Source organism: Delftia sp. NA_296.1 (genome assembly GCF_052692095.1).
In genome coordinates, this window is sequence record NZ_JBQZGF010000009.1 from 26,659 (window position 1) to 47,806 (window position 21,148).

Annotated in this window: 23 protein-coding genes; 9 read left to right on the forward strand and 14 right to left on the reverse strand. The window is 68.1% G+C overall.

The features are described from left to right. Window positions 1-14: 14 nt before the first annotated feature. Entirely contained in the window at window positions 15-551 is a 537-nt protein-coding gene (locus ACUTR7_RS21210; RefSeq protein ID WP_052155368.1) for a cysteine dioxygenase family protein, read from the reverse strand. A gap of 174 nt (window positions 552-725) precedes the next feature. On the opposite strand from ACUTR7_RS21210, the gene ACUTR7_RS21215 reads away from it, so the two are divergent. The 4 genes from ACUTR7_RS21215 (at window position 726) to ACUTR7_RS21230 (ending at window position 4,085) form a co-directional block, all read left to right on the forward strand. Continuing rightward, window positions 726-1,586, forward strand: coding sequence for a LysR substrate-binding domain-containing protein (locus tag ACUTR7_RS21215; RefSeq protein WP_445609769.1), 861 nt, complete (start codon window positions 726-728; stop codon window positions 1,584-1,586). Window positions 1,587-1,747: 161 nt separating this feature from the next. Further along, a complete protein-coding gene (locus ACUTR7_RS21220) occupies window positions 1,748-2,074 on the forward strand; it encodes a DUF3649 domain-containing protein (protein ID WP_445609770.1) in 327 nt (108 codons plus the stop codon). After that, the gene (locus tag ACUTR7_RS21225; RefSeq protein WP_445609771.1) at window positions 2,071-3,807 is read left to right on the forward strand and encodes a PepSY-associated TM helix domain-containing protein; all 1,737 of its coding nucleotides are present in this window, start codon (window positions 2,071-2,073) and stop codon (window positions 3,805-3,807) included. The genes ACUTR7_RS21220 and ACUTR7_RS21225 overlap by 4 nt, the downstream gene beginning before the upstream one ends. Next, on the forward strand, window positions 3,804-4,085 hold the full coding sequence (locus ACUTR7_RS21230) for a DUF3325 domain-containing protein (RefSeq protein ID WP_445609772.1): 282 nt from the start codon (window positions 3,804-3,806) through the stop codon (window positions 4,083-4,085). Before ACUTR7_RS21225 ends, ACUTR7_RS21230 begins: the two co-directional genes overlap by 4 nt. A 17-nt stretch (window positions 4,086-4,102) precedes the next feature. Here ACUTR7_RS21230 and ACUTR7_RS21235 read toward each other — a convergent pair whose 3' ends face one another. Next, entirely contained in the window at window positions 4,103-4,894 is a 792-nt protein-coding gene (locus ACUTR7_RS21235; protein ID WP_445609773.1) for an SDR family NAD(P)-dependent oxidoreductase, read from the reverse strand. A gap of 93 nt (window positions 4,895-4,987) precedes the next feature. On the opposite strand from ACUTR7_RS21235, the gene ACUTR7_RS21240 reads away from it, so the two are divergent. From ACUTR7_RS21240 to ACUTR7_RS21260, 5 genes are all read left to right on the forward strand, one after another. Further along, the gene (locus tag ACUTR7_RS21240) at window positions 4,988-5,923 is read left to right on the forward strand and encodes a LysR family transcriptional regulator (protein WP_445609774.1); all 936 of its coding nucleotides are present in this window, start codon (window positions 4,988-4,990) and stop codon (window positions 5,921-5,923) included. Window positions 5,924-6,183: 260 nt separating this feature from the next. Continuing rightward, window positions 6,184-6,957 (forward strand): ferredoxin--NADP reductase, encoded by a 774-nt coding sequence (locus ACUTR7_RS21245; RefSeq protein ID WP_012202207.1) that lies wholly within the window; start codon window positions 6,184-6,186, stop codon window positions 6,955-6,957. A 44-nt stretch (window positions 6,958-7,001) separates the two neighbouring features. After that, window positions 7,002-7,808: an IclR family transcriptional regulator gene (locus ACUTR7_RS21250; protein WP_012202206.1), complete on the forward strand. Its 807-nt coding sequence runs from the start codon at window positions 7,002-7,004 to the stop codon at window positions 7,806-7,808. A gap of 155 nt (window positions 7,809-7,963) precedes the next feature. Next, complete coding sequence (locus ACUTR7_RS21255) at window positions 7,964-8,737, forward strand: SDR family oxidoreductase (RefSeq protein ID WP_445609775.1); 774 nt, start codon at window positions 7,964-7,966, stop codon at window positions 8,735-8,737. Window positions 8,738-8,856: 119 nt separating this feature from the next. Beyond that, entirely contained in the window at window positions 8,857-9,195 is a 339-nt protein-coding gene (locus tag ACUTR7_RS21260) for a BrnA antitoxin family protein (protein ID WP_052155364.1), read from the forward strand. Window positions 9,196-9,220: 25 nt separating this feature from the next. Here the strand turns inward: ACUTR7_RS21260 and ACUTR7_RS21265 are convergent, their stop codons facing one another. From ACUTR7_RS21265 to ACUTR7_RS21320, 12 genes are all read right to left on the reverse strand, one after another. Continuing rightward, a complete protein-coding gene (locus ACUTR7_RS21265) occupies window positions 9,221-9,520 on the reverse strand; it encodes a HigA family addiction module antitoxin (protein ID WP_034399070.1) in 300 nt (99 codons plus the stop codon). A 42-nt stretch (window positions 9,521-9,562) separates the two neighbouring features. After that, a complete protein-coding gene (locus tag ACUTR7_RS21270; RefSeq protein WP_013800140.1) occupies window positions 9,563-9,844 on the reverse strand; it encodes a type II toxin-antitoxin system RelE/ParE family toxin in 282 nt (93 codons plus the stop codon). Between the two features lie 129 nt (window positions 9,845-9,973). Further along, entirely contained in the window at window positions 9,974-11,155 is a 1,182-nt protein-coding gene (locus tag ACUTR7_RS21275) for an ABC transporter substrate-binding protein (protein WP_445609776.1), read from the reverse strand. A gap of 177 nt (window positions 11,156-11,332) precedes the next feature. Then, window positions 11,333-12,040, reverse strand: a complete 708-nt coding sequence (locus tag ACUTR7_RS21280; RefSeq protein ID WP_013800138.1) for an ABC transporter ATP-binding protein — start codon at window positions 12,038-12,040, stop codon at window positions 11,333-11,335. After that, a complete protein-coding gene (locus tag ACUTR7_RS21285; RefSeq protein WP_012202201.1) occupies window positions 12,027-12,791 on the reverse strand; it encodes an ABC transporter ATP-binding protein in 765 nt (254 codons plus the stop codon). Before ACUTR7_RS21285 ends, ACUTR7_RS21280 begins: the two co-directional genes overlap by 14 nt. Beyond that, entirely contained in the window at window positions 12,778-13,752 is a 975-nt protein-coding gene (locus ACUTR7_RS21290; protein WP_445609777.1) for a branched-chain amino acid ABC transporter permease, read from the reverse strand. The genes ACUTR7_RS21285 and ACUTR7_RS21290 overlap by 14 nt, the downstream gene beginning before the upstream one ends. Further along, window positions 13,753-14,616 (reverse strand): branched-chain amino acid ABC transporter permease, encoded by an 864-nt coding sequence (locus tag ACUTR7_RS21295; protein ID WP_012202199.1) that lies wholly within the window; start codon window positions 14,614-14,616, stop codon window positions 13,753-13,755. It abuts the gene before it with no gap. A gap of 236 nt (window positions 14,617-14,852) precedes the next feature. Next, window positions 14,853-15,791, reverse strand: a complete 939-nt coding sequence (locus ACUTR7_RS21300) for a LysR family transcriptional regulator (RefSeq protein WP_013800135.1) — start codon at window positions 15,789-15,791, stop codon at window positions 14,853-14,855. A gap of 124 nt (window positions 15,792-15,915) precedes the next feature. Beyond that, a complete protein-coding gene (locus tag ACUTR7_RS21305; protein ID WP_034397739.1) occupies window positions 15,916-16,902 on the reverse strand; it encodes a YihY/virulence factor BrkB family protein in 987 nt (328 codons plus the stop codon). Between the two features lie 70 nt (window positions 16,903-16,972). Further along, window positions 16,973-18,538, reverse strand: a complete 1,566-nt coding sequence (gene garD, locus ACUTR7_RS21310; protein WP_034397737.1) for a galactarate dehydratase — start codon at window positions 18,536-18,538, stop codon at window positions 16,973-16,975. A 212-nt stretch (window positions 18,539-18,750) separates the two neighbouring features. After that, the gene (locus ACUTR7_RS21315; protein WP_063327751.1) at window positions 18,751-19,749 is read right to left on the reverse strand and encodes a Bug family tripartite tricarboxylate transporter substrate binding protein; all 999 of its coding nucleotides are present in this window, start codon (window positions 19,747-19,749) and stop codon (window positions 18,751-18,753) included. 50 nt (window positions 19,750-19,799) lie between these two features. Further along, window positions 19,800-21,116 carry a glucarate dehydratase family protein gene (locus tag ACUTR7_RS21320; protein ID WP_199961831.1) on the reverse strand — a complete coding sequence of 439 codons (1,317 nt, stop codon included), beginning with the start codon at window positions 21,114-21,116 and terminating at the stop codon, window positions 19,800-19,802. Between the last annotated feature and the right edge of the window lie 32 nt (window positions 21,117-21,148).

The following is a 21,148-nucleotide window of genomic DNA, read 5'->3' on the forward strand; positions in this document are numbered from 1 at the left end:
CGGGAGGCCGGGGCTCAGCGGCGCGTCTGCACGCCGATGGCCATGGTCTGGCAGGTGCCGGTGGCCAGGTCGTAGCTGGTGCGCTCGTTGAGCGTCTCCAGCGCGCGGCCGTACATGTGAAGGTGGCGGATGACCTGCTCGCCCTGGATCTCCACGGAGTGGATGTCCTCGGGCATGAGGGCGATGCCCTGGCCTGGTGCGACCACCACGAGTTCCGTCTCGCGCAGCGTGCCCTTGCCGGGGACGGAGCCGTCGTCGGTGCGCTCGTAGACGCGGTTGTGCTCCGTGCCCTCCACGGCGGCAATGCAGGCCCAGGTCGTGTGGTTGTGCGGCACGATGCGCTTGCCCGGGCGCATGACGTTGAGGTACAGCGCATAGCTCTGGTCGGCGTCCTCGGCAATCAGGTAGCGCGCCTGATGCTCGCCCTGCTCCGGTGCGGCGTAGTCGGCCTGTTGCCAGAAGTCTCGGCGCGCGGCCAGGCCCAGCAGTTGCTGGAGCACGGCGTCCAGGCTGGCGCGCGTGGCCGCGTCCTCGCCAATGGCCTGCTTCATGCTGTCGATGGCCGCTGTCACGGCGGCGCTGCGCTGTTCGGTGATGGTGTTGTTGGTGGTGTTGGTGATGGTGTTCAAAGGGGGCTCCTTGTCGTCGTTGAAGCCCACTGTAGTGAGGCGCCCCGCCCGCAACAATCCACGCATGCCCAATAAATACTTCAATAAAATTGAAGTATGGAGACGCTTGACCTGGACCTGCTGCGCACCCTGGCCGCCATTGCCAGCCACGACAGCTTTGCCGCCGCCGCCGTGCAGATGGGGCGCACGCAATCGGCCATCACCCAGCAGATGCAGCGGCTGGAGGAGAAGATCGGCCACGCGCTGTTCGAGAAGCAGGGCCGGCAAAAACGCCTCACCGACCATGGCCAGCGCCTGCTGGGTTATGCGCGCCACATGCTGGCCATCCACGACGAGGCGCTGCGCAACCTGCAGCACCGCCAGGTGCAGGGCCTGGTGCGCATTGGCGCGCCCCACGACGCGGCCGACAACATGCTGCCGCCCGTGCTGCAGGAGATCGCGCTGAACTTTCCGGGCATGCAGATCGACATCCATGTGGGGCGCAGCCCGTTCCTGATGGAGTCGCTCAAGCAGGGCGAGTTGGACCTGGCCATCTCCAACCGGGAGGATGAAGGCTTCGAGGGCTTTGCCCTGCGCTCCACACCCACCGTGTGGCTGTGCGGCGCGGGCTATGCCCATGACCCGGGCAAGCCCGTGCCCCTGGTCATGGCCGACGGGCCCAGCATCTTCCGGCGCCTGGGCTGCGATGCGCTGGATGCGGCCGGCATTGCCTGGACGCCGCGCCACACCTGCACCAGCCTGGTCGGCATACGCGCGGCGCTGCGCGCCGGCCTGGGCGTGACGGCACGCGGCGTGGAGCAGCTCGACCCGGGCCTGCGCGTGCTGGGCGCGGGCGACGGCATGCCGCCGCTGCCGGAACTGGCCTACCGCCTGTACATCCGCAGCCATGTGATCAGCCCCGTGACACGCCAGATCTTCGAGAACCTGCAGGCCCGCATGCGCCAGCCGGCGGGCTGAGCGCCGGGGCGCTTGGCGCGCAGCAGCGCTGGATGTGGCGGCGCTGGATGTGGCGGCGCACTTGACTGCACCGCTTGTAATGGGACTTATTCTCAAATAACATCCGCGCCACCACCGCCCCCTCCGGCCGGCGTTTTTCGAGCCTTTCCAGGCCCCGTGCCATGCCATCTCCCACTCTTGCCCGCACCCATGACTGGTTCCGTGACTGGTTCCGTGACTACGGGCCGCTGATCTCCCGCATCCTCGCCGCGCTGTTTGGCGGCTACGCCGTGGCGGCGCTGGCCAGCGTGGCCGTGCTGGCCCTGCCGGCCGACCGCACGCAGGCGGCGATCTCGGGCACCTTGCTGAGCTTTGCCGTCTATGCGGGCGCGGTGATCTGGGTGTTTGCCGTGCGCAGCGCCACGCGTGCCTGGGCCGGCCTGCTGATCACCGCCCTGGTGCTGGCGCCTGCCGCGTGGTGGACCTGGGGCAAGGGGCTGGGCGCATGAACACGAACACCACGGACACCACGAACACGGCCGGCAAGTCTGCCAAGCCCGCGAAAGCCGCCAAGCCCGGGAAAGCCGCCAAGGCGCCCGGCATCCGCCAGACCATGTCCGACCTGCACACCTGGGTCGGCCTGCTGCTGGGCTGGTTCCTCTACGCCATGTTCCTCACGGGCACGGCGAGCTATTTCAGGAACGAGATCACGCAGTGGATGCAGCCCGAGCAGCCGCACCAGAGCCAGGCGAGCGAGCCCGCGCTCGTGGCCCAGCGGATCGGCGACGCCATGGCGCATGTGGCGCCGCAAAGCCCGCAATGGCTGATTAACCTGCCCGATGAACGCAGCACGGTGGCCACGGTGTTCTGGAGCCCGCCGCAGACCGAAAAGGGCGCCAGGCGCCGCTTCGAGAACGGCCGCTTCGACCCGGCCACCGGCACGCGCCTCGAAGGCCCGGTGCGCGAGACGCGCGGCGGCGAGTTCTTCTACCGCTTCCACTTCCAGTTCCACTACATGCCCGTGCTCTGGGGCCGCTATCTGGCGGGGCTGTGCGCCATGTTCATGCTGGTGGCCATCGTCAGCGGGGTGATCACGCACAAGAAGATCTTTGCCGACTTCTTCACCTTCCGCTGGGGCAAGGGCCAGCGCTCCTGGCTGGACGCGCACAACGCGCTGTCGGTGCTGGGCCTGCCATTTCACCTGATGATCACGTACACCGGCTTGGTGACCCTGGCCCTGATGTACATGCCCTGGGCCAATCTGGCCACGACCATGACGCCGGAGCAGCGCGTGGTGGCCGGCCAGCAGCTCAGCGCCTTTGTTCCCGCAGGCAAGCCCTCGGGCCAGGCCGCGCCCCTGGCACCGCTGGCCGACATGGTTCGCCAGGCCGAGCAGCGCTGGGGCGCGGGCCAGGTGGAACGCCTGAACGTCAACCTGCCCGGCGATGCCAATGCGCGCGTGACCGCCATCCGCGGCGAGAACGGCCGCGTCTCCATCAGCCCGCAGTTCATGATGTTCGACGGCGTCAGCGGCCAGCTGCTGCAGGCACAGGACAGCGTGGGCGCCGCCGCCGAGACGCGCGGCGTGCTCTATGCGCTGCACATGGGCCGCTTCGGCGACCTGCCCACGCGCTGGCTGTACTTCATCGTCAGCCTTGCGGGCACGGCCATGGTGGGAACGGGACTGGTGCTGTGGAACGTGAAGCGGCGCAGCAAGCTGCCCGACCCGGAAAGGCCGCATTTCGGCTTCCGGCTCGTGGAACGGCTGAACATCGCCACCATCGCCGGCCTGTCCATCGGCATGGCCGGCATGCTCTGGGCCAATCGCCTGCTGCCGGTGGAGATGGCGCAGCGCGCCGAGTGGGAGGTGCACGCCATGTTCATCGCCTGGGGCGCCACCCTGTTCTGGGCGCTGGGCCGGCCCGCCAAGCGGGCCTGGATCGAGTTGCTGTGGGCCGGCGCCGCCGTTCTGGCCCTGCTGCCCGTGGTCAACGCGCTGACCACGGATCGCGGCCTGTTCACCAGCCTGCGCGCGGGCGACTGGGTGTTCGCCGGCATGGACCTCATGCTGCTGGCCCTGGCCGCACTGCATGCCCATCTGGCCCTGCGCACCCAGCGCCACCAGCCCAAGGCCAAACCGGTGCGCGCCGCCCGGCCCGCGCCCAAGGCAACCGCCACTGCAGCAGCCGCCACGGCAGTGGCCGCCACAGCAGTGGCCGCCGCAGCGGAGACCAGCGCATGAGCATGGCCCATCTGTTCTGTCAGCTGCTGGCCCTGGGCGCCTTCGCCTGCCTGGCCCTGGCCATGGACCGCCACCAGAGCGACCTGTTCGGCAAGGAACTGCCACCCGCCCACACACGGCGCCTGCGCGCGGCCGGCTGGGTGCTGCTGGCGCTGTCGCTGTGGGCGGCGCTGCAGGTGGAGCCCTGGTCGCTGGGGCTGGTGTCCTGGTTCGGCCACATCGCCGCAGCAGCCGCCATCGTGCTGCTGTCCATGGTGGCGCGCGAGCGGCTGCGCTGACGGCCCTCCCGGCGCTTTCAGAGAAACATGCCGCCCGAGGCCTCGATGCGCTGGCCCTGCACCCAGCCCATGCCGGGCTGCAGCAAGGCGGCCATCACGGGGCCGATGTCGTCGGGCTGGCCCACGCGGCCCAGTGACGTCTGGCTGGCCAGGGCGGCGCCCATCTGCGCATCGTCGCGCACACGGCCGCCGCCAAAATCCGTGGCAATCGCGCCCGGCGCCACCGTGTTGACGCGAATGCCGCGCGCCCCCAGTTCGCGCGCAAGGTAGCGCGTCAGCACCTCCACCCCGCCCTTCATGGATGCATAGGCCGCATAGCCCGGCTGGGTGAAGCGCGTGAGGCCGCTGGACAGATGGATGATGCTGCCGCCATCGCGCAGCAGGGGCAGCAGGTGCTGGCTCAGGAAGAAAGGCGCCTTCAGGTGGATGGCGACCAATTCATCGAACTGCGCCTCGGTGGTGGTGGCGAATGGCGCGTTGATGCCGATGCCGGCGTTGTGCACCAGCGCATCAAGGCGGTCGGCCTGCCAGGTATCGGCCAGCGCCTGGCGCACGCGGGCCGCAAAGTCCGCAAAGCCCGCGCTGCGCGCCACGTCCAGCTGCAGGGCGGCGGCCCGCCCGCCCAGCGCCTCGATGGCGGCCACGGCGGCCTGGGCCTCGTCGGCACGCTCACGGTAGGTCAGCACCACGTCCAGGCCCTGGCGCGCCAGGTGCTCGGCCGTATTGCGGCCCAGGCCGCGGCTGCCGCCCGTGACGAGGACGATGCGGCGGGCGGCAGGGGAAGAAGCGGTCGAAGGAGAAGCTGTCATGGCGGACCTCGTTAGGTGGTTTGCAATGACAGCGACTGTATTGAAGGTCGATTCTTGGATAAATTGGCTGTTTCTGATTTATTTGTTCGCCCCATGCAAACAATCAAGCTTCTGGAGCAGATGCAGATCTTCAGCCGCGTGGCCGAGATGGCCAGCTTCACGCGTGCGGCCGACAGCATGGGTTTGCCCAAGGCCAGCGTCTCCCAGGCCGTGCAGCAGCTGGAGGCGCGGCTGGGCACGCGGCTGCTGCACCGGACCACGCGGCGCGTGCAGCTCACCCAGGACGGCCAGGCCTGCTACGAACGCTGCCAGGACCTGCTGGCCGACGTGGACGAGTTCCAGGGCCAGTTCCAGCAGGCCGGCGACGCGCCGCTGCAGGGCAAGGTCCGGCTGGACATGACCACGGGCCTGGCGCGCCACGTCGTCATGCCCTTGCTGCCGCAACTGCTGCAAAGCCATCCGGCGCTGGAGCTGGAACTGAGCTGCACCGAGCGCCGCGTGGACCTGGTGCGCGAAGGCTTTGATTGCGTGCTGCGCCTGGGCCCCGTGGACGAGCCCGGCCTGGTGGCACGCCCGCTGGGCCTGGTGGCGCTGGCCACCTGCGCCAGCCCCGGCTATGTCCAGGCCCACGGGCTGCCCGCCACGCTGCAGGATCTGGGCGGTCACCGGCTGGTGCACTACCAGCGCACGCTGGGCGCGCGGCCGCTGGGCTTCGAGTACGAGGAGGATGGCCAGCCCCGGTACCTGGCGATGGCGGGCGCGCTCACCGTGAACAACGCCGAGGCCTATCTCGCGGCCTGCCAGGCCGGCCTGGGGCTGATCCAGGTTCCGCGCCTGGCCGTGCAGCCGCTGCTGGACGCAGGGGAACTGGTCGAGGTGCTGCCCCGCCACCCGCCGCCGCCCATGCCGCTGCACCTGATCTACGCCCAGCGCCGCCAATTGCCGCGCCGCGTGCGCGTGCTCATGGATTGGCTGGCCGAAGCGGTCCTGCCCTGGACGCTTGGCGCTGGCCCGGCCGAAAAGCCCTAGCGAGCGCTGCAGCGATTCAGCCAGCGTCATTTTGCTTATCACTAATCCGTATCAAGACAAAGGTTCGCGCCTGCCCCTTTTGACGCCATTTACCGGACAATAGCGACCTTGCCCCGGTCACCGGCCGCCACGAAGCAGCGGCAACGCGCACACCGCGCCTGCTCCCTGTGCTTCCCGCCACCGCGTGCCTGAATGGCACTGACCTCTCATTGCAACGTCCCGGCGGGCACTGCCTGCCCCGAATTCACCGTATTGCCAACATGAGTGCTTTTCTTGAAGAACGCGTGCTGTCCGTCCACCACTGGACCGACCGCCTTTTCTCCTTCACCACCACCCGTGACACCGCGCTGCGCTTTTCCAACGGCCATTTCACGATGATCGGGCTGAAGGTCGACGGCAAGAACCTGCTGCGTGCCTACTCCATCGCCAGCCCCAACTACGAGGAGCACCTCGAGTTCCTGTCGATCAAGGTGCCCGACGGTCCGCTGACCTCGCGCCTGCAGAACATCCAGGTCGGCGACACCATCCTCGTCGGCAAGAAGCCCACGGGCACGCTGCTGATCGACTACCTGCTGCCCGGCAAGAACCTGTACCTGATCGGCACCGGCACGGGCCTGGCCCCCTGGCTGGCCGTGGCCCGCGACCCCGAGACCTACGAGCGCTACGAGAAGGTCGTCGTCGTGCACGGCGTACGCCACGCCAGCGAGCTGGCCTACCAGGAGCTGTTCGAGAAGGAACTGCCCGAGCATGAATTCCTCGGCGAGATCGTCAAGGACAAGCTGGTCTACTACCCCACCGTGACGCGCGAGCCCTTCCGCAACCAGGGCCGCATCTCCAACCAGATCACGGCCGGCACCTTCCCGCAGAACATCGGCCTGCCCGAGCTCAATCCCGAGACCGACCGCGTCATGCTGTGCGGCAGCCCCGCCATGCTGAACGAACTCAAGGAGCTGCTGGAGCACCGCGGCTTCAAGGAAGGCAACACCACCACGCCCGGCGACTTCGTGGTCGAGCGCGCCTTCGTCGAGAAGTAAAGCCCACGACACCCCGCGGCGGGGCGGCTGCCGATAATCGGCGCATGCCGCCCTCCCGCACCCCGCCGCCCCAGCCCGGCGACGATGACCGCAACTTCATCGTCGCCCTGGCGCGCGGCCTTGATGTCCTGTCCTGCTTTCGCTCCGGCGAAAAGCTGCTGGGCAACCAGGACATCGCCAGGCGCTGCGGACTGCCCAGGTCCACGGTTTCGCGCCTCACGCACACGCTGACCACGCTGGGCTACCTCATCCACGTGCCCGAAGAGGGCAAATACCGCCTGGGCACAGCCACGCTGGCCCTGGGCAGCGCCATGCTCTCGCGCCTGGACGTGCGCCAGATCGCGCGCCCGCTGATGCAAAAGCTGGCCGCCACCACCGATGCCGAGGTGGCCCTGGCCGCACGCGACCGGCACAACATGGTCTACATCGAGCACTGCCCCAGCGCGCGCTTCACGCACCGCGACCTGGACATGGGCTCGCGCATCCCCCTGGCCACCACGGCCGTGGGCCGCGCCTGGCTGGCCGCCAGCCCCGCATCCGAGCGCCAGCGCGCGCTGGACTACCTGCAATCACACGCCCCCGAGCAATGGGCCGCCGCCCAGGCCCAGCTGCCGCTGTGGCCCGGTGCCAGCACCCATCCGCAACCCTGGCTGTCGTGCTCGTTCGGCGACTGGCAGCCCGAGGTCAACGCCATCGCCCTGGCCTTCTCGCCGGGGCGTGGCCTGCCGCTGATGGCCGTCAGCCTGGGCGGGCCCTCGCGCTTCGTCACGGCCGATGCGCTGCGCCAGGACGGCGTGCCTGCGCTGCAGCGCATGGTGCGGCGGCTGCAGCAGGACATAGACCGCGCCTGACCGCAGACCGGGCCTGGCCGGCTGTCCCGCAGGCGCCCGCACAGTAGCCGCGCATTACCCGCACAGTAGCCAAGACGACAGCGCGCGCCGCCCTGGCGCCCTAGCATGGAGGGCGTTGCTCAACCATCAGGAAACCAAGGCAGGAGACACCCAGCATGAGCGTGAAAGCACTGTTCAACCTCACCGGCAAGACCGCCCTCATCACCGGAGGCTCGCGCGGCCTGGGCCTGCAGATGGCCGCGGCGCTGGGCGAGATGGGCGCCCGCCTCGCCATCACGGCGCGCAAGTCCGACGAACTGGCCGAAGCCAAGGCCCACCTGCAGGGCCTGGGCTACCAGGTCGAGACCTTCACCAACGATCTGCAGAAGTTCGACACCATCCCCGCCCTGGTCGACGACGTGCTGACGCGCTGCGGCGACATCGACATCCTCGTCAACAACGCCGGCGCCACCTGGGGCGCCAAGGCCGAGGAATACCCGGACGAGGCCTGGAACAAGGTCATGAACCTCAACGTCTCCGCGCCCTTCTTCCTCACCCGCGAAGTGGCCAGGCGCGTGATGATCCCCAAGGGCCAGGGCAACGTGATCATCACCGCCTCGGTCGCGGCCTTCAAGGGCACGCCGCCCGGCATGAACACCGTGGCCTACAACACCTCCAAGGCGGCCGCCGTGCACCTGGCGCGCACCCTGGCCTCGGAATGGGGCCACTACGGCATCCGCGTCAACTCCATCTGCCCGGGCTTCTTCCCCAGCAAGCTGGCCAACGGCCTCATCGACAAGCTCGGCGACCAGCTCATCGCCCGCGCCCCGCTGCGCCGCATCGGCGGCGAGGAGGACCTCAAGGGCGCCGTGGTCTACCTGGCGTCCGATGCGTCGCGGCACATGACGGGGCAGGCGTTGGTGCTGGATGGTGGAGCGAGCTTGTTGTAAGGCGCATCGCGCTGACCACAGAGGAGCGCCGAGGCGCTCCTTTTTGTTTCAATAAAAGCCTTTGTATGCCAAGGCCGAGCAAACAAACTCCTGCCCAAGGACATCCGAAGGAGTTGACCATGGTGAAGTCCCTGAAGGCCCTGCAGGCCATGGACACGGAAAAGCTGGCCCAGGCCATCGAGGCCGACGCGGGTGAGGCGGTTCCCGGCCTCCGTCAGGCGCTGCAAGAGGCCAAGGCAGGCCAGTTTGCCGCCGTGCACACGCCCGAGCAGATTGCCGCGCGCAAACGGGGCCGCCCGCAAGGCTCGGTCAAGGCAGATGCCAAGATCGCCACCAACATCCGCTTCGACCCCGACGTACTGCAAGCGCTCAAGGCCACCGGCCAGGGCTGGCAAACACGCGTCAACGAATTGCTGCGCGCGGATATCGAATCCGGGCGCCTCAAGCGCAGCCTCTGAGGCCAAGAGGCCGTACGGCGTAATTTCAAGCCTGCAGGGCAAACGGTTCGATGGACTCCAGATCGTCGCCGATGGACTTGCGTGCCATGTCGGCGTCGTACTGGCTTTGCAGATTCATCCAGAACTCCACGGACGTGCCAAAGAAGCGCGCAAGGCGCAGCGCCGTATCCGCAGTGATGGAGCGGCCATTCTTGACGATGGCCGCGATGCGTGTCTGCGGGACATGGATGGCCTGGGCCAGGCGGTATTGCGTCAGGCCCATGGGCTCCAGGAATTCAGTGGCCAGGATTTCGCCTGGCGTGGGGAGGTTCAAAGGTTTGTTCATGGTCAGCACTCCTGCGCCAGATCCAGGATCAACGCTTTCGCTTCAGTGGTAATCGACGATCTCCAGCTCACTCGGGCCTTCATGGGTCCACACAAAGCACACGCGCCACTGATCATTGATGCGGATGCTGTGCTGCCCCTTGCGATCTCCGTGCAGCGCCTCCAGCCGGTTTCCGGGCGGGACCCTCAAGTCCTGAAGCACATGAGCGGCATGCAGCATCCGAAGCTTGCGCAGCGCGACCACTTCAATGCTGCTCCACCGACGCACCCGCCTCTGCTGGAACAGTTGCTCGGTGTCGGGGCACTTGAATGACTGGATCGTCATGGAAGCAAATAATAACGCGTCGCGTCAGTAACGTCAAACGTAAGCACCAGGCAACTGAGTCCACAAGAAAGCGCCTGGGCCAGATCAAGCTGGCACCAGGCGCTTTCGGTCGAAAAACTGAGCGGCGCTCTACTTGTTCGCCACCGTCATCACCGCCTCAATCTTGCCGTCGCGCACAGCGGCGCCGCGCTCCGTGGTCAACGTGCCGCCGCGCTCATCGACGCCCTTGACGCCGCCGGGGTTCACGTCAGGGCGCAGGGATTTGTAGGCCTCGTCCAGCTTGGCGTGGATGGCCTTGGTGTCCGAGGCCGAGCCGGCCAGCTGCATGGCCTTGACGGTGGCGTGCACGGCCGTGTAGTTCCACTGCGCCTCCGAGCCGGGGATGCGGCCCGGGTAGACCTTGCCGAAGCGTTCGACGAAGGCCTTGTTCTCGGGCTTGGTGTCCTCGGAGACGGGCATGACGCCGATGGCGCCTTCCAGCGGCGCATAGCCGCCGACCACGCGGGCCATTTCGTCGAGCTTGGCCTGGTCCATGACCACGAAGCCGCCCTTGAAGCCCAGCTCGCGCGCCTGCTTGACGACCAGGGCCGTGGGCTCGGAGGCACCGCCCACGAAGAGCACGTCGGGCTTCTCGGCCAGGGCCTTGCTCACGCCGCTGTAGAAGTCGGTGGCGCGGTTGTAGCTCATGGCGTTCTCGGCCACCACGGTGCCGCCCAGCTTTTCCCAGCCGGGCTTGAAGGCAGCGACCCAGGCCTTGGCGTAGTCGTGGTCGGCGCCCACCAGGGCCACCTTCTTGCCGAAGCGGCCCATCACGTACTTGGAGAACGGGTCGATGTACGAGGTGAACTCGGGCGGGATGCGCAGGGTCAGCTTGTTGCCCCGGTTGGTGATCTGCGGCACCGAGCTGTAGGCCAGCACGATGAAGTTGCTGCGCTCGTTGGTGGTCTGCAGCGCGAAGATGCCGCCCGAATGCGGCACCAGGATGGCCGCCGTCTTGTGCTGCTGCACCAGGCGCTGGGCGTTGATCGCGGTCTCGGACGGGTTGTACTTGTCGTCCAGCGGAACGATCTCGATCTTGACCTTCTTGCCACCGATCTCGGGAGCTGCGGCATTGATCTCGGAGACGGCCATCTGCATGCCGTCGAGCACGTTCTTGCCGTACTGGGCAGCGCCGCCCGACAGCGGGCCGGAGTAGCCGATCTTGACCACCTCCTGCGCCAATGCAGGGCCGGCGGCGGCCACGGCGGCGCAGGCCAGGGCCAGGGCCAGCGTGCCCACCCTGCGGCGGGTCAATGGTGCGAATGCTGTCATGTCTGTCTCCTTGAATAGTGAAGAACGAATCGCTGCTGACGCAACGCATAAATCCGGCGCAGCCCAGACCAGGGACGCCGAGCAAGGGCCGCCCCGCAGCGAGGGCGTCGTCCCCCTCCCTCGCGAAGCGAGAGAGAGGGGGAAGCCGCGCAGCGGCTCAGGGGGTGCAGTGTCATGTCATGCGCCGATGTACGCCTTGCGGATGGAGTCGTCGGCCAGCAGCTCGGCCGGCCTGCCCTCGCGCACGATGCGGCCGCTTTCCATCACATAGGCGCGGTGCGCGATCTTCAGCGCCGCATAGGCGTTCTGCTCGGCCAGCAGCACGGTGGTGCCGGCCGCGTTGATGCGCTGTATGGCCTCGAACATCTGCTTGATGACCAGGGGCGCCAGGCCCAGCGAGGGCTCGTCCAGCAGCAGGGCCTGTGGCCGGCCCATCATGGCGCGGCCGATGGCCACCATCTGCTGCTGGCCGCCCGACAGCGAGCCAGCCGGGTCGTGCTGCTTCTCGCGCAGGATGGGAAACAGCTCCATCACCTCCTGCAGCGTCTTCTGGCTGGGGCCGGGGTCGCGGCGGTGCACGTAGGCGCCCAGCTGCAGGTTGCGCAGCACCGACATCTGGGGGAACAGCTTGCGTCCCTCGGGGCACTGCACCACGCCGGACTGCACGATGGCCGATGGCTTGCTGCCAGCCAGCTCCTTGCCATTCCAGACGATGGAGCCGCCAGCGGCCTTGTGGATGCCGCTGGCCGTGAGGAACAGCGAACTCTTGCCCGCGCCGTTGGCGCCCAGCAGCACCACCAGCTCGCCGCGGTCGGCATGCAGGCTGACCCCGTCCAGCGCCAGGAAGCTGCCGTAGCGCAGCGACACGTTCTCAAACTTCAGCATGCTCGCTCCCCAGGTAGGCATCGATGACGGCGGGGTTGCGGCGTATTTCCTCGGGCGTGCCCTCGGCGATCTTCTCGCCGTAGCTGAGCACCAGGATCTTGTCGGCCAGGCTCATGATCATGCCCATCTTGTGCTCGATCAGCGCCACCGTGATGCCGTGGCGCACCAGCTTGCGGATCAGCTCGGCCAGGCCCTCTGTCTCCTCGGGGTTGACGCCGCCAGCGGGCTCGTCGAGCAGCATCAGCTTGGGGTCGGTGGCCAGGGCCAGCGCGAAGGCCACGCGCTTGCGCTCCTCCTGCGTGATGTCGCCCGCGATGCGGCCGGCCACATGCGACAGGCCCACGAAGTCCAGCGCGTCGCGCGCCTTCTCGCGGCACACGCGCTCTTCCTCGCGCAGGCGGCTGGAGCCGCGCAGCACGTCCCACAGGCCTGAGCGCGTGCGCAGCCGGTGGCCCACGATGAGGTTGTCCAGCACCGTGGCGCGGTCGAACAGCGCTGTGGTCTGGAAGGTGCGCGCCACGCCCAGTTTCGCCACCTGGTCGGTGCGCAGAGAGGTCACGTCCTGGCCGTTGAAGGTGATGGTGCCCGAGGTGGGCTTGTGCACGCAGCTGATCAGGTTGAAGAACGTGGTCTTGCCCGCGCCGTTGGGGCCGATGATGGCGTTGATGCGGCCTTCCTCGATCACGGTGCTGACATCGCTCACGGCGGCCAGCCCGCCGAAGGTCTTGGTCAGGTGGTCAATCTTGAGCATGCGGCTTGCCCTCCTTGGCATTGCGGCGCGCGCGCCATGCGGTGAAGCTGCCCACCACGCCGTAGGGCATGAAGATCACCAGCATCACGAGAATCGGGCCGAAGACGATGAAGCGGTACTCCTGCAGGAACTGCAGGTACTGCGTGATCCAGGGCATGCCGATGGCGCCCAGCAGCGGCCCCAGCACCGTGCCCATGCCGCCGACCATGGCGAAGATCATCATGTCGAAGGTGTGGTGCACGCCGGCCATGTCGGGACCGATGAAGCGCACGAAGCCCGCATACAGGCCGCCGGCCACGCCCGCGTAGACCACGCTCAGCATGAAGGCCAGCACCTTGTTGCGCATGAGGTTGATGCCCAGCGCCTCGGCCAGCTCGTCGCTGTTGCGGATGGCCATGAAGGTGCGGCCCAGCAGCGACCGGACGATGCGCCGCATCACCCAGATCGAGGCCACGAGGAAGGCCAGCACCAGGTAGTACAGCGCCAGCGGCGACTCGAAGCTCAGCGCGCCCAGGGCCTCGGGCGCGGGGATGCCCATGATGCCCACGGTGCCGTGGGTCAGGCCCTCCCACTTCTCGATCACGAGGAACATGATGTAGCCCACGCACAGCGTGAAGATCGAGAAGTAGTGCCCCTTCAGGCGCAGCGAGACGATGCCGATCAGGTAGCCCAGCACCGCGCACACCACGCCCGACATCACCAGCCCGCCCCAGAACGGCCAGCCATGGTCCACCGTGAGGATGCCCACGGTATAGGCGCCCGCGGCCATGAAGCCTGCGTGCGCGAGGTTGAGCTGGCCCGTGTAGCCCGTGATCAGGTTCAGGCCCAGCGTGGCGATGGCGAAGATATAGGCCGTGCTCATCACCGTGAGGTGGTAGTCGTTGCCCGCCAGCCAGGGAAAGGCGATGCCGGCGGCCAGCAGCAGGCCCCAGGCAACGCGGGAGTCGATGAATCCGTTCATTCAATGACTCCTCTTGGCGAACAGGCCCTGCGGGCGCAGCGACAGGATCACCACCAGCAGCACGAAGGCGATGATGTCCTTGTAGTCGGTGGAGATGTAGTAGGCGCCGAAGCTCTCGGCAAAGCCGATGATCAGCCCGCCCAGCACGGCGCCCGGGATGCTGCCCATGCCGCCCAGGATGATGATCACGAACGCCTTGGTGATGACCAGGTGGCCCATGGCCGGATAGACCAGGTTGATGGGCGCATACAGCGTGGCTGCCACGGCCGCGAGCACGCCCGAGATGGCAAAGGTCAGCATGGATACGCGGTTGGCGTCGATGCCCACCATGGATGCGCCCTCGCGGTTCTGCGCCATGGCGATGATGGTCGCGCCCGTGATGGTGCGCGTCAGGAACAGGTGCAGGGCCACCATCAGCGCAAAGGCCGCGCCGATGATCAGCAGGCGCTGCGCGGGCGCCGTGATGCCGCCCATCTCCACGATGGAGGTGTAGGGCGTGGGCATGCGCTGGAAGTCCGCGCCCCACAGCGCCTGGGCGCCCGCCTCCAGGAACAGCAGCAGCCCGATGGAGGCGATCTTGGGATGCAGGGGCGAGGCCTTGCGCAGCGGATGGAAGATCAGCCGCTCGCTGACGATGCCCAGCACCGCCACCGCGACGGCTGCGGTCAGCATGGCCGCCCAGTAGCCCCAGCTCCAGGCCACCATGGCCTGGAAGGCCACGAAGGCGCCGATCATGTAGAAGCCGCCGTGCGCGAAATTGGGCACGTGCAGGATGCCGTAGACCAGGGTCAGGCCCAGGGCCACCAGGCCGTAGATGCCGCCCAGGGTCAGGCCGTTGAGCACTTGCTGCAGAAAAACGTCCATTCAACGCCTCCTGCGGAAAGGCGCGGCTCGGCGCCCGGCCAGGGTCTGTGCTTGCATTGTCTTGTCTCCTTTGCATGGCCGGCCGGCGCGGCGCGACAACGCATGCGGCAGACAGGCAAGGCCAGCTTAGGAGGGGGGCGGCGCCACGATCAACCCGAAGATTCCGCACAGCGGAATTCACCTGGGAAACCCCGAGACCCTCAGGCCCCCGCCAGTAACCTAGATGACAGCCGCGCTCAGATGGACAGGGCCGGCAAGTTGGCGGGCAGGCCCTGCATGGAGCGCTGCGTGTGCTCGGCCACGAAGTCCAGGAAGCTGCGCACGCGCGCCGGCATGAACTTGCGCGTGGGCAAGGTGGCGTAGAGGGTGAAATGGCCCGTGGTCCATTCGGGCAGCACATGGCGCAGGCGGCCCGAACGCAGGTGGCGCGCGATCAGGTCCAGCGGCTGGGTGCTGATGCCCGCGCCGTCCAGCGTGGCACGCAGCAGCGTGCCGGTGTGGTTGGCCACCAGCACGGGCTGCACGGCCACCTCGGCCTCGCCCGCGTTGCCATCGAGCCGGCGCAGGCGCAGCACGTCGGAGCGGCCCTGGGCGCGGCGCCGCAGCAGGCACTGGTGGCCCGCCAGATCCCCGGGCACGGCGGGCACGCCATGGGCGTCCAGGTACTCGGGCGAGGCGCAGGCCAGGCCGCAGGTGGTGACGATGGGCCGCGCCACCACGTTGCCGTCATAGCCCTCCTCGGCGTTGAGGAAGGTGATGTCGTACTCGCCCACGGCGGCCTCGCTGGCCGACTCCACGAAGACCTCGATGCAGATGCGCGGATGCAGGCGGTGGAAGTCCGCCACCAGCGGCGCCAGCACATGCTCGGCAAACACGGGCGGCGTGAGCACGCGCACGGCGCCCGACAGCTCCAGCGTGTGCGCCTGCGCCAGGCTGAAGGCATCCTCCACATCGGCCAGGATGCCGCGCACGCGCTCCAGATAGGCCTCGCCGGCCTCGGTCAGCGACACGCTGCGCGTGGTGCGCTGCAGCAGCCGCGTGCCCAGGTGCTGCTCCAGGTCGGCCACCAGGCGCGTGACCGTGGGCACGGACATGTCCAGGCGCCGCGCCGCCGCCGAAAACCCGGCCTCGTCGGCCACGGTCTGAAACACCCGCATGGTCTGCAATCGGTCCATGTTGTCCTTGGCCCCGGGCCTCGGTGCCCGGGGACTTTCGCTGCATTGTTCCACTCCCAAACGCCCTGCGCCGCGGCTTTGCGGGCCGCGGCGCAGGCGTTCATCTTCGTCGAAATGCAGCCGCTCAGCCCTTGCCGTCCGAAGTGTCCCTGGCCTGCGCTGGACCGGCGGGCGGCGCCCAGCGGATGGGGTGGGTGAAGCGCACCTCGGCGTCGCTGAAGGCCTTGGCCGTGGCGGCCGACAGCAGCAGGATGGCCGACGAGAAATAGATCCACATCAACAGCACCACCAGCGAACCCGCCGCGCCATAGGCCGAGACCACGGCCGCCGTGGACAGATACCAGGCCAGGGCCTGCTTGCCCAGCGTGAACAGCAGGGCGCCGACGATGGCGCCGAAGATGAGATAGCGCAGCCGGGGCTTGGGGCCGCTGCCGATGCGCATCAGCCCCACGAAGAGCAGCACGGCAATGCCGAAGGACACGCATTCGTTGATCAGGCTGATCAGCGGCCCCAGCGGCTGCATCTGCAGCTTGGTGCCGGCCCAGTTGGTGATCAGCTGGATGGCCGTGGACAGGGCCATGGACACCAGCAGCAAGAAGCCCAGCGCCAGCACATAGGTCAGGCCGCGCAGCCGCAGCGCGGCCATGCGCCACCACACGGCCTTGGGCGGCGGTGGCTCGCCGTTCGAGGTCCAGAGCTTTTCCAGCGCGGACTGCAGCTCCACGAACACACCCGTGGCGCCCGACATCAGCAGGATGAAGCCGAACAGCGAGGCCAGCCGCCCCTCGTCGGGCCGCTGGGCGCTTTCCAGCGCACCGCGCACCACCTGGGCGCCGCGCTCGCCGATCACGTCCTGCACCTGGTCGATCAACTGGTGTTCCACATAGCTGCGGTCCACCCACCAGCCCAGCAGGCCGACCAGCAGCAGCAGCAGCGGCGCCAGGCTCAGGATGCCGTAGAAGGACATGGCCGCGCTCATGCGCAGGCCATCGGCGTCCAGCCACAGCTGCACGGCATTCCACATGGCGCGCAGCGGGTTCAGCTCCATCAGGCGCTGCAGGCGTGCGGACCAGGACGAGGCGGGGGGAGTTTCCGGGGTATCTGAGGGCATGGCCCCCATTGTGCGCAGCGGCGCACCAGCGCCCTGTCAGCCTGTGCCGACAGGGGCCTGTGGGCGCGGCTCAGGTCACGGGCGCTGGATTGAACAGCACCAGGGCGTTGTGCAGCTTCCACTGCTCGGCCCAGGTCTTCTTGCGGCCGCTGGCCACGTCCAGCATCAGGCGGAACATCTCCCAGCCCACGTCCTCGATGCTGGCCTGGCCTTCGGCGATGCGGCCCGCGTTCACGTCCATCAGGTCATGCCAGCGCCGCGCCAGGTCGCTGCGCGTGGCCACCTTGATCACGGGCACCTGGGCCAGGCCGTAGGGCGTGCCCCGGCCCGTGGTGAACACATGCAGGTTCATGCCGGCGGCCAGTTGCAGCGTGCCGCAGATGAAGTCGCTGGCCGGCGTGGCCGCATAGACCAGGCCGCTTTGGATGCCCCGGTCGGCCAGACGCTGGCCCGGCGACAGCACGCCGGTGATGGGCGCCGTGCCGCTCTTGATGATGGAGCCCATGGCCTTCTCGACGATGTTGGACAGGCCGCCCTTCTTGTTGCCCGGCGTGGTGTTGGCGCTGCGGTCCACGCGGCCCTTGTCCAGGTAGGCGTCGTACCAGGCCATCTCCTCGATCATGGCCTGGGCCACCTCGGGGCTGGAGGCGCGCGAGGTGAGCTGGTCGATGCCGTCGCGCACCTCGGTCACCTCGCTGAACATCACGGTGGCGCCTGCGCGCACCAGCAAATCGGTGCAAAAGCCCACGGCCGGATTGGCCGTGACGCCGCTGAACGCATCGCTGCCGCCGCACTGCACGCCCACCACCAGGGCGCTGGCCGGCACGGTCTCGCGCCGGCGCGCGTTCAGCCGCTCCAGATGCACCCGGGCGCTGCCCATGATGGAGTCCACCATGGACATGAAGCCCACATGCGCCTCGTCCTGCAGGCAGACCACGTCCAGCGCGGGCTCGCGCTCATCGACGATGGGGAAGGACCCCGGCGGCAGCAGCCGCTCGGGCTGCAGCTTCTCGCAGCCCAGGCTCACCACCATCACCTCGCCGCCAAAATTCGGGTTGTGGCTGATGTTGCGCAGCGTGCGCTGCGGAATCTCGGCGCCCACGGCATCGATGGCCACGCCACAGCCATAGCTGTGCTCCAGGCCCACCACATCGTCCACATTCGGATAGCGCGGCAGCAGCTCGGCCTTGATGCGGCCCACCGCGAAATCCAGCACCCCGGCCACGCACTGCACCGTCGTGGTGATGGCCAGGATATTGCGCGTGCCCACCGTGCCATCGGCATTGCGGTAGCCCTCGAAGGTGTAGCCCGTCAGCGGCGGCAGCTCGGGCGGCTGCACCGTGGCGATCGGCAACCCCTCAAGAGACAGCGCCCCCGGCATGCGCAGCAGCCGCTCATGCACCCAGCTGCCCGCGGCAATGGCCTGCAGCGCATAGCCGATCACCACGTTGTAGCGGCGCACCTCGCCGCCCTCGGCAATATCCACCAGCGCCACCTTGTGCGCCTGCGGCACCTTGTCGACCAGCACCAGCCCCCCGGGCATCACCGTGCCCGCAGGCAACCCCCCGTCATTGGCCACGATGGCCACGTTATCGGCCGGATGCATGCGGATGGAAAGAGGAAGTGGGGTACTCATGGCAATGTCTTTTCAGTTTCTTGTCGCTGTCCGCTGGGCACAGCCCGCCCAAGCAAGCGGCACAGCCCACGCAACCGGCGCGGCCCAAAGCGAGGGACACCAAGCAAGGGCCTACGCCGGCCGCGCCGCCCCGCAGCGAGGGTGTCGTCCCCCTCCCTTGCGAAGCAAGTAGAGAGGGGGAAGCGGCGCAAGCCGCTCAGGGGGTGCTTTATTTACTCTGCCTTTATTCCAGCAGCCTTGATCACCTTCCCCCACTTGACCACCTCGGCCTTCTGGTACTCGCCCAGCTCGGCCGGCGTCATCTGCGAGGGCAGCATGCCGAAGTTCTTCAGGCGCGCCTGCACCTCAGGCGTGGCGACGATCTTCATGATCTCCGCATGCAGCCGGTCCACGATGGGCTTGGGCGTGCCAGCGGGCGCGAACACGGCCTGCCACGATCCCATGTCGAAGCCTTTCTCTCCGGCCTCGGCGATGGTGGGCACATCGGGCAGGGACTCCAGGCGCCGCGAGCTGGTCACGGCAATGGGGCGCAGCTTGCCGGCCTGCACATGGGGGCCGACGACCAGGGCGGTGTCGAACATCATGTCCACCTGGCCGCCGATCACGTCCTGCACGGCCGGGCCGCTGCCCTTGTAGGGCACGTGGGTGAACTTCACGCCCGTCTGGTAGCCCAGCAGCTCCAGCGCCATGTGGTTGGAGGTGCCGCTGCCCGGCGAGGCCGAGGTCAGGCCGCCCGCTGCTGCCTTGGCCTTGCTGGCGGCCAGCACGTCGGCCAGCGTCTTGTAGGGGCTGGAGGCCGGCACCACCAGCACCAGCGGGCCCGAGCCCAGCATGGCCACCGGCGTGAAGGACTTGACCGGGTCGTAGTCCAGCTTGGCGTACAGGCTCACATTGATGGCGTGCGAGCTGATGGTGCCGCCCAGGATGGTGTAGCCATCGGCCGGTGCGCGCGCCGCAATGGCCGAGCCCACGCTGCCGCCCGCGCCGCCCTTGTTCTCGATCACCACGGGCGTGCCCAGGGCCTTGCTCAGCGGCTGGGCGATCACGCGCGCCAGCGTATCGGTATTGCCGCCAGGCGGGAACGGCACCAGGTAGGTGATGGGCTTGCCCGTGGGCCAGTTGCCCTGCGCGGCGGCGGGCATGGCGGCCAGGGCCGTGCCCAGCAGCAGGGCGCTGGCGAGGGAATGTTGGATGAGTGTGCGGCGTTGCATGGTGCTTGTCTCCGGGAAGGGCTTGTCGTTGGAATGGTGTGAAAGCGGGTTCAGAAGCGCGGCTGGTGGCCGGTGAACGCGGGGTCGTACTTGCGCATCTGCCCCAGGTCGTCGCGGTTGCGGATGCCGCAGTGCAGGTAGTTGTCGTGCAGGCGGGCCAGGGCCTCGCGGTCCAGCCGCACACCCAGGCCGGGCGCCGTGGGCACGCGCAGGCTGCCCTGCTCGAACTGCAGCCGGCCGCCCTCGACGACTTCCTCGTCCTGCCAGGGGTAATGCGTGTCGCAGGCATAGGTCAGCAGGGGCACGCTGGCGCACAGGTGCGTCATGGCCACCAGGCTCACGCCCAGGTGCGAGTTGCTGTGCATGGACAGGCCCAGGTCGAAGGTGCGGCACAGGGTGGACAGGCGCTGCGTGGCGCGCAGCCCGCCCCAGTAGTGGTGGTCGCTGAGAACGATCTTCACGGGGCAGCCCATGTCGGCGTTGCGGCGGAACTCGGCAAAGTCCGTCACCACCATGTTGGTGGCCAGCGGCACATCGCACTCGCGTGCCACGGCGGCCATGCCGTCCAGGCCGGGCGCCGGGTCCTCGTAGTACTCGAGCACGCCCTGCAGCTGCTGCACGATCTTCAGGCTGGTCTCCACCGTCCAGTTGCCATTGGGATCGATGCGCAGCGGCGTGCCCGGAAAGGCCTCGGCCAGTGCCAGGATGCCGGCCGCCTCCTGCTCGGGCGGCAGCGCGCCGGCCTTGAGCTTGATGCTCTGGAAGCCGTACTGCGCAATCATGCGCCGCGCCTGCTCCACCAGCTGCTGCGGCGCCAGGGCCTCGCCCCAGGCGTCGGGAGAAGAATCTGGTCCATAGGGCCTGTCGATGTGCTCGGCGTACTTGTAGAACAGGTAGGCAGAGAACGGCACGCTGTCGCGCGCGGCGCCGCCCAGCAGGTCCACGATGGGGGCGCCCGCCATCTGGCCCTGCAGGTCCAGCATGGCGACCTCGAAGGCGCTGACCACCTTGGCCACGGTCTTGGACACATGCGTGCCCGGCGCCAGCGACACCTGCTGGCCCAGGAATTCGGAGGCCGTCAGCGCTGGCGGCGCCACCAGGGCCGCGACGCGGACCTCCATCTCGTTGAGCGCCCAGGGTGACAGCCCCACCAGCGCGGGCGCGGCCTTGGCCAGCGCATCGAGCATGGGCTGGTCGCCATAGCTTTCGTTGATGCCGACCAGGCCCGAGGCCGTTTCGATCTCGATGATGGAACGCAGCGCCCAGGGCTCGTGAATGCCGGCCGCATTGAGCAGCGGCGGATCGCGGAAGGCAATGGGCGTGATGCGTATGTGGCGGATCGCGTGGGTCGCGTGGGTGGTGCTCATCTGGAATGCGGGTTCAGGAGGATCAAAAAAAC

What these genes read in the sequence shown, in the direction of transcription:
- ACUTR7_RS21270 (WP_013800140.1), bottom strand. Translation starts at nt 9,844, where the DNA reads ATGACGATCCAGTCATTCAAGTGCCCCGACACCGAGCAACTGTTCCAG.
- ACUTR7_RS21320 (WP_199961831.1), bottom strand. Translation starts at nt 21,116, where the DNA reads ATGAGCACCACCCACGCGACCCACGCGATCCGCCACATACGCATCACG.
- ACUTR7_RS21295 (WP_012202199.1), bottom strand. Translation starts at nt 14,616, where the DNA reads ATGGACGTTTTTCTGCAGCAAGTGCTCAACGGCCTGACCCTGGGCGGC.
- ACUTR7_RS21240 (WP_445609774.1), top strand. Translation starts at nt 4,988, where the DNA reads ATGCAAACAATCAAGCTTCTGGAGCAGATGCAGATCTTCAGCCGCGTG.
- ACUTR7_RS21220 (WP_445609770.1), top strand. Translation starts at nt 1,748, where the DNA reads ATGCCATCTCCCACTCTTGCCCGCACCCATGACTGGTTCCGTGACTGG.
- ACUTR7_RS21300 (WP_013800135.1), bottom strand. Translation starts at nt 15,791, where the DNA reads ATGGACCGATTGCAGACCATGCGGGTGTTTCAGACCGTGGCCGACGAG.
- ACUTR7_RS21255 (WP_445609775.1), top strand. Translation starts at nt 7,964, where the DNA reads ATGAGCGTGAAAGCACTGTTCAACCTCACCGGCAAGACCGCCCTCATC.
- ACUTR7_RS21230 (WP_445609772.1), top strand. Translation starts at nt 3,804, where the DNA reads ATGAGCATGGCCCATCTGTTCTGTCAGCTGCTGGCCCTGGGCGCCTTC.
- ACUTR7_RS21210 (WP_052155368.1), bottom strand. Translation starts at nt 551, where the DNA reads ATGAAGCAGGCCATTGGCGAGGACGCGGCCACGCGCGCCAGCCTGGAC.
- ACUTR7_RS21305 (WP_034397739.1), bottom strand. Translation starts at nt 16,902, where the DNA reads ATGCCCTCAGATACCCCGGAAACTCCCCCCGCCTCGTCCTGGTCCGCA.
- ACUTR7_RS21280 (WP_013800138.1), bottom strand. Translation starts at nt 12,040, where the DNA reads ATGCTGAAGTTTGAGAACGTGTCGCTGCGCTACGGCAGCTTCCTGGCG.
- ACUTR7_RS21285 (WP_012202201.1), bottom strand. Translation starts at nt 12,791, where the DNA reads ATGCTCAAGATTGACCACCTGACCAAGACCTTCGGCGGGCTGGCCGCC.
- ACUTR7_RS21245 (WP_012202207.1), top strand. Translation starts at nt 6,184, where the DNA reads ATGAGTGCTTTTCTTGAAGAACGCGTGCTGTCCGTCCACCACTGGACC.
- ACUTR7_RS21215 (WP_445609769.1), top strand. Translation starts at nt 726, where the DNA reads ATGGAGACGCTTGACCTGGACCTGCTGCGCACCCTGGCCGCCATTGCC.
- ACUTR7_RS21265 (WP_034399070.1), bottom strand. Translation starts at nt 9,520, where the DNA reads ATGAACAAACCTTTGAACCTCCCCACGCCAGGCGAAATCCTGGCCACT.
- ACUTR7_RS21315 (WP_063327751.1), bottom strand. Translation starts at nt 19,749, where the DNA reads ATGCAACGCCGCACACTCATCCAACATTCCCTCGCCAGCGCCCTGCTG.
- ACUTR7_RS21225 (WP_445609771.1), top strand. Translation starts at nt 2,071, where the DNA reads ATGAACACGAACACCACGGACACCACGAACACGGCCGGCAAGTCTGCC.
- ACUTR7_RS21235 (WP_445609773.1), bottom strand. Translation starts at nt 4,894, where the DNA reads ATGACAGCTTCTCCTTCGACCGCTTCTTCCCCTGCCGCCCGCCGCATC.
- ACUTR7_RS21250 (WP_012202206.1), top strand. Translation starts at nt 7,002, where the DNA reads ATGCCGCCCTCCCGCACCCCGCCGCCCCAGCCCGGCGACGATGACCGC.
- ACUTR7_RS21290 (WP_445609777.1), bottom strand. Translation starts at nt 13,752, where the DNA reads ATGAACGGATTCATCGACTCCCGCGTTGCCTGGGGCCTGCTGCTGGCC.
- ACUTR7_RS21275 (WP_445609776.1), bottom strand. Translation starts at nt 11,155, where the DNA reads ATGACAGCATTCGCACCATTGACCCGCCGCAGGGTGGGCACGCTGGCC.
- garD (WP_034397737.1), bottom strand. Translation starts at nt 18,538, where the DNA reads ATGAGTACCCCACTTCCTCTTTCCATCCGCATGCATCCGGCCGATAAC.
- ACUTR7_RS21260 (WP_052155364.1), top strand. Translation starts at nt 8,857, where the DNA reads ATGGTGAAGTCCCTGAAGGCCCTGCAGGCCATGGACACGGAAAAGCTG.